Genomic DNA, 7,028 nt, shown 5'->3' on the forward strand with positions numbered 1-7,028 from the left:
TAAATTCCTCCCAGAGGTCGGAAGCCTTGACAGAACCAAAGAATAAACTGAATAGGCAGTTGAAAAAGAAAAAAAATAATATTTTGGTCCTATAAAGAGGGAGTATCATAAATGAACAAAGAAGCCAACTCTTCAGCATAATCAAAAGAGCTGCAACCCATCGTACAAGCCGACACAGTTGCAGCGCATTTGCTTTTTGCCTAACCGCAAGACAAACAGAAACTAAACTTAATCACTTTGACAACTACTAGGCAGAATGAAAATAAAAAGTGCTAAATCATTTCGTTATTGGTACAAGACCAAAATAAAAGAAATTGATAGGAAAAACCCGACACATAACGAAAACTTCGTAGGTACTTATCACAAAGAAAATGGTAAAAAAACTATCAAAGGCTTTTTTGAGATGTATCACGGTGACAAGCCTGATATTGCAAGTTATTTGCCTTCTATTCTAAAAATAGCAGAAGACGGGCAAGCGATTTATGAATTTCTGCAAAATGCGGTTGATTGCGGCTCTACTCACTTTTACATTTTCTACAACGACAAATATTTCTTAGCTATTAACAATGGAAGTCCTTTTGATGTTGAGGGCTTACAATCAATTCTAAATATTGCTCAAACGACCAAAAAAGACCCTGATAAAATTGGAAGATTTGGAATTGGTTTTAAGTTAGCCCACAGATTGGTTGGTAAAAATGAAGGAACGGATGAGCTTGTTAAACAATATAAAGGACCAATCATCTTTAGTTGGGCAAAGTTACAGGACCTAGAAAGTTTATTGAGCAATGAAATAATTGAACCGATAGTTCCAAATAAAGAAAACTATCAGGAATTTATCAATTCGCCTTATTTGTTAAAACTGCTACTAACTAATTTCCCTTCAGACCCAAACGAGACCATAAAGGACATCAACTACAAAGACAAAATTCTATTCCCACAAGATGAACTAAACGAACTTGTTGGATTTCTAAACGATAATTTCACCAATCATTCAGAAAGTTTAAAGAAAAATGTTTTGAAACAAGGCAGCTTGTTTTTTATAAAATTAGGCGAAGACAAAAAGAAGCTTTTGGATAAAGACTATTCTGAACTTGTAAATGGAATTCAGTATTCAATGAATACCTTGAAAAGACTTCAAAAAGTCTACATCAACAATGATGATATTGGGAAAATACCATTACTACTTGAAGAAGGAATAATTAAAAAAGGTTCTGATGTATTTGAAAGAATTTCCCCCGAATACAAAGAATTTGATATAAAGTTTGCAATTGGTTTCAACACAATAAAATTCGGAAACGAAAAATCGTATGAACAAATCAGACTGCTAAAAGAGAAACCGAATTTTTACAAATATTTCCCAATGGGAGATGAAATAAACGGATTTGCATTTATAGTTCATTGCGATAGTTTCAGCAACGAAGCAAATCGCAGGAAATTACACGAAGATGACATCAACTCTAATTTATTTCCTGAGCTTGCCAATCACATAACTAAAAAACTTATCTCATATAAAACTAATGATCGAAACAGGTTTTTAAATCTGTATGCTTCATTCTTGTTGTCAGACATTCCAGACAGACAAAATAACAAATGGCTGAGGCCAATTTTTTATGATAGACTTTTAGCATCGCTTCGTATGAACATTCCTACCAAAAAAGGAATTTCGGACAATGTTCAAAATGTAAAAATTAATAACCTCAAACTAAATATTGATTTAATCGATTTTGGATTAAATCATATTCAATGGTTTGATTGGGATAATGAAACTGACAGATGGTTAATTGATGAAGCAACAAAACCTGAAAAATTAGGCATTAAAGAATGGGACATCAGAGATGTTGTAGAAAATGCAAATCTTGAAAGTATAAATAGTTGGATTGCTTCTTGTGAAAAAGAAACATATAATAAATTTATGAAAGAGCTTGAAGAGAGCTACTTACGTAAGGAAACCAAAGAAAAAATTTGCCAAATCAAACTGTTTAAATTTTCAAATGGGGGATTTTATTCATTCAATGAGGTGGTTTCTATAAGAGATAAGCAGGGAAAAACATCATTTAAATTTAGTAATTGCTTTTTCAACAGCAAGAAAACAAAACAAATAAAAAGTGTACTAACGAAATTAGATTTTGTGATTTCTGACTTTTCTGTTGAAGATTATCCAACAATATTTGCTTGTTTAACTTTACCTGAAGATAAAAAACTGTATGGTTTGATTGCTGAAAAATGCAAAACTAACTCGCTAATAGCAGAAGAAAAGAAAATTCTCTTCCAAAATTTTATCAACGAAGCCACAAAATTTAACAATGTAGCCGAAGGCACATTAAAAGACCTTCATTTATTTTGCGATAGCAATGCTATTATACAGCCGCTAAACAAACTTATTGATAGCAATCTAACAACACCAAGTTGGTTAAACTCCTATAAAATAAAAAGCGATGAGTTTTTCACAGATTTAAAACCTTATTTAATTTCTGAACAAGAAGCAATATTCAAAGAAATATATCTGCCCCAACAAGATATAATTCTTTCAGAGTTAACAGAGGCAAACGAAATCAAATCACTCATCAAACTATACCAAGACAATCAGAAGCAATTTTTCAAAGAGTTTATTATTAAGAAAGTCGAACGTTCTTTTTCAATATCAAAAAAGACAAGTAAGACATATCAAGTTCAGTCAGCCGACCCAGAAGCAAGGAAATTTCTTGATGAAAATTGTGCTAGTAATTTGTTTGTGCTACCACAAGAATTTTTAGGGCACAAAGAAGATGATGGCATTATCAAAGCTGATGATTTACACAGTTTGATTTTAGAATTTGTAGATGTAGATGAACATAAAGAAACCTTTGTAGATATAGTAAAATACAAAGCGAAACACAAGTTTCTACAAGAACTTACAGAATTCAGATTCAGTTCTAAAACCAAATATACCAAAGAGGACTACGAGTATAAAATTTTAGATTTAGCTTGTAGTGAATTGAAAGAAAGCGATTATCAAAAGTTTAAAGACAAAGTTATCATTGAAACAGAACAACAGGATTTAAAGCTTTCAGAAATTCCACCGTTCACAGACAAAATAAAAATTGATAATTATGAAATAAGGCTTGCTAAAATCCTTCCTGACAATTATGAAAACAGCGACCATTTAAACAGTTTAATAAATCAATTTATTGGGCTTGGATTGAGCAAAGTGCGAGTTAATAGTTTGTTTGGTGTTAGTGAAGAACCTGAACCAAACGACATTTTTAAAATGTTTTGGGAACAAGTTGAATTGTTAGAGAATGCCGAACAGTTAGCCTTTTTATTTCTTTACGGTTTGTATATTGAAGAAATTGACTTTAACCGGTTTAAAGCCCTGAACGTAGATGAAGAAGAAATTGAATTGGGAACTGATAAATATTTAACTGACTTTGATTTTATTCAACAATCCGAAATACTTCATCAAAAATACAAAAGTGTTACTAAAATATTTAAAGAATTCCCTCTTGTTGTAGAAGATAACGACAATCTATTGCTAATTGAAGAACCTTATTTTGAAGACGATAAATTCATTTGCCCATACCTTAAAGAAGATTTATCAGATGAGCAGAAATTAAGTTTTGTAGAGTTCGTTTTTAATCAATGGAATAAGAAAAATAAAAAGACAGCAATTAAAAACATTGATTGGAGTAAAATTGAAGATACAGAAACCGTAAATATTTTAGGCTTCAATCCAATTACTTCTGTTTATCCAAGCAAATACGCTTGTGCAAGTGAAGCCCTACCCGCTTATCTAATAAAATGGATTGGCAAAGAGGAAAGCAAAATTGATTTTTTAACAGACTTAGGTATTTGGACTGAAAATTCTGTTATAGTTGAATTGCGAAAATATTTGAAGGACGGCAACAAAGAGTTTCATAATAACCATTTAGCACAAGAAACACGTTTTAACAAGAATGAAACTGTTTTATTCAATTCATTTGAATGGTTAAAAGAACAAGGAATTAAATTCAAAACTGAAGAGCAATTTGAAACATTTAAAAAGGTAGTACAAGTTATCAATGAAAATAGAGATAATAATGAATTAAAACTTCAAGAAGGATTTGATTTTGAAGAGTTAGAAAAAAATTCAGAGGAGTGGAAAGAAACCGAAAGCCATAGAATTTTATTGTATGATGGAAAAATGCCTAAACTAGTTAAGCTTGCCGAAGTCGAGGATTATATCTTTTATAAGTACAATCTGGAAGATTATGCAATAATAGAAAGCACAATCTATCTAAATACCACAGAAGACCAAAAGAAAATACTACAAAAAATTGCTTCCAAAGAAGAAAACGGCTTTACGTTTGAAGATTTGTGGCAATTATTCAGTGAGCATTCAAATGAAACGGAAATACTAAAACAAGAAATTGCAAAACTAAAACAACAAGTTGCCAAAACCAATGGTGCAACACTAGGAACAGATTTTAGTACTGACATTTCTAAAAACGACCAAAAAGAAGCAAATAGAGAAGCAAAAGAAATTATCAAGGAAAGATTAGAAAGCGAAGGATTTGAATTTACAAATGGCATAAACGGATTTTCTACAATTGACGGAGTAATAAAAGACGGAATTGAATATCCACTTGTGGTAAAAAGTTACAAATATCAAAACGAGCCTTTGAAAATTGGAGCAAATGAATGGATACAACTAATGCGACCAAATTCTATATTTTGGGCATACTTCGGAAATGGTAGATTAGGTTGTTTGAAATTGTATGAGTTATTGAGAAATCAAGATAAACTTACTATCAGTTTCAGTACAGAAAACCTTGATAAAGACGATAGATTAGAAAGGTTCGCTGAGTTATTACACTATTTTGGTGATGTTCATTTTGATTTCAATAGTGTAAAACCAAGTGATTATAGCGTCACAGAAGATTTAGGTGATTACCGTTTTGACGAGCGGAAAACAGAAGTAGATTTAAGCGGTGATAATGAAAATTTATTGTAAAGATGAAGTATTCTCGACTAGAACATAGTAAATTCCTTGAAGAAGAACTTCAAACACAAACAAAAGTATTTAATCAAAAATTAAATACTTCCGCTACCTTTTTGTTACAAGAAAGAGAAGAACTATTTGTTGCTCAATTTTTGACGTTCAAAGACGGAGAAATGATATTGAAATTTTCTACTAATCGTGGCTTACCACGAAAAGGAGAATACTTGTATTGCTTTACTGTTCCTAAGGAATTGAGGGATTATAGAAATTGGGGAGAAAAAACTTATGGCGATTTAATAAAAGAAAAATCAAATTTTACAGAAACGGCTTGTGTGTGGCAAGCACCTTCAAGAGATAAAGACGGTAATCTTGAAAAAGATTTTTATATCGCAGGTTTTCGGGGCGTTGAATTAGATTTTTCGGTAAACATTTCAGAAGCGGGAAAAATGATTTTGCTTTTGGGTCCGAATAGACCGCCATTTGAATACATTGCCAATCTTCAAAAAATAGTTCAGAACAACTATTCCGAAAATGTAAGTTCTATTTTAGACCAAGATTTTCAAAAAGCAACTTGGCAACCATCTTTACTTGACAACAAAAATGATATTCCGAACTTTATATTAAGTCAGTTGGCATTAACAGACCAAGTTGTTTTAATTGGACCGCCCGGAACAGGAAAAACCTTTCAAATTGCTGAAATCTGTAAACTCTTATGCAAACAAGGAAAATCCGTTTTGGTAACATCACTTACAAATAGAGCCTTAATTGAAGTAGTTGAAAAACCTGCATTAGAAAATTTGTTAGATGAAGGAAAAGTTTTCAAAACCAAAATATCTACAGACGAAGCCAAAGACATTCCGAGATTACAACAGACAAAAGAAATAAATCCACAACCAGGCAATTTAGTTTTATCTACTTTTTTTATTGCAAGTAGTGAAGCGACTAACGTAACAGACAATCCGCCTTTTGATTATGTTATAGTTGATGAAGCAAGCCAAGCGTTGCTTGCAATGTTTAGTGCAGCAAAAATTTTAGGAAAGAAAAATATTTGGATTGGCGACACAAAACAGTTGCCTCCTATTGTGGCTATTAATGAAGATAAAATAAGCAAAAATAATTATGACTTTTTGGTGGACGGCTTGAATTCCCTTTCTGACACTTCATCTGTTCCTATTTTTCAATTAACAGAAACCTATCGTTTACCCCAAAGAGGTTCTAATTACACAGGTTTGTTTTACAACAATAGCCTTAAATCAAGGGCAAAAACAGACATTCGGCTGTCATTTCCAGAAATCCCAAATGATGTAAATTTACTTTTTAATCCAAATGGCGGTTCAACGCTCATTAAAACTGATTTGGAAGTTGGTAACAAAAGACCTAAAAATGCTATGGGGATAGCAAAATTATTAGTTGCTCATTTATTGACAGTCAATGAAAAAATACACATATCTGTTTTAAGCAATTACATTGACACAGTAAAAGCATTGCAAAAAATCATCTACGGCTCTATTGAAAATCCAAAAAATTTATTGATTGAAACAGTTGCAAGAATTCAAGGACTTACAACTGATGTAGCCATTTTTGTAATTCCAAATGCGGGCTACAATTATTCATTAGAAAGACGCTTGTTTAATGTTGCGACAAGTCGTGCCAAACGGCATACAATTATAATTGCTGACAAAAATATTATTAGTTCATCTCCGAATATAAACGAAGATGTAAAAATTTATCTTCAAAAACTAAGTGACGAATATTCGTTTTACTACTCAAATGAGAAAAAACTAATTGAAAGTAAAACGTAACCAGTCGACCATCCCCTATTGCTACTTAATTAATAGGGTTTAGGATGTTTTCCACCTATGCGGAAGCAGGTCGGAGAACTTACCATCGTGATTGATATCGTTGAGTTTGTCCTGTAGTATTTGACCGATTGCTGCTCGCAAAAGGCCGTGACTCCTAAGTTACTATCTCTCTACTGGATATTACGGTTCGATTTGTGCCAGGTATTTCGGTCGAATAGTGCCAGTGATTACGGTTTAAATGATGCCAATTTAGATTGATTTTGACCCGG

At 32.2% G+C, this 7,028-nt stretch carries 2 protein-coding genes; both read left to right on the forward strand.

The features are described 5' to 3' along the window. Window positions 1-256 precede the first annotated feature (256 nt). Window positions 257-4,969 carry an ATP-binding protein gene (locus CLV98_RS22675; protein WP_109678356.1) on the forward strand — a complete coding sequence of 1,571 codons (4,713 nt, stop codon included), beginning with the start codon at window positions 257-259 and terminating at the stop codon, window positions 4,967-4,969. A 2-nt stretch (window positions 4,970-4,971) separates the two neighbouring features. Continuing rightward, entirely contained in the window at window positions 4,972-6,759 is a 1,788-nt protein-coding gene (locus CLV98_RS22680) for an AAA domain-containing protein (protein ID WP_109678358.1), read from the forward strand. The last annotated feature ends 269 nt before the right edge of the window (window positions 6,760-7,028 follow it).

Source organism: Dyadobacter jejuensis, from assembly GCF_003149085.1.
Lineage (GTDB): Bacteria > Bacteroidota > Bacteroidia > Cytophagales > Spirosomataceae > Dyadobacter > Dyadobacter jejuensis.

Bases quoted from the DNA above. Each gene is read 5' to 3' on its own strand.
- CLV98_RS22675 (WP_109678356.1), top strand. From the start codon at position 257: ATGAAAATAAAAAGTGCTAAATCATTTCGTTATTGGTACAAGACCAAA.
- CLV98_RS22680 (WP_109678358.1), top strand. From the start codon at position 4,972: ATGAAGTATTCTCGACTAGAACATAGTAAATTCCTTGAAGAAGAACTT.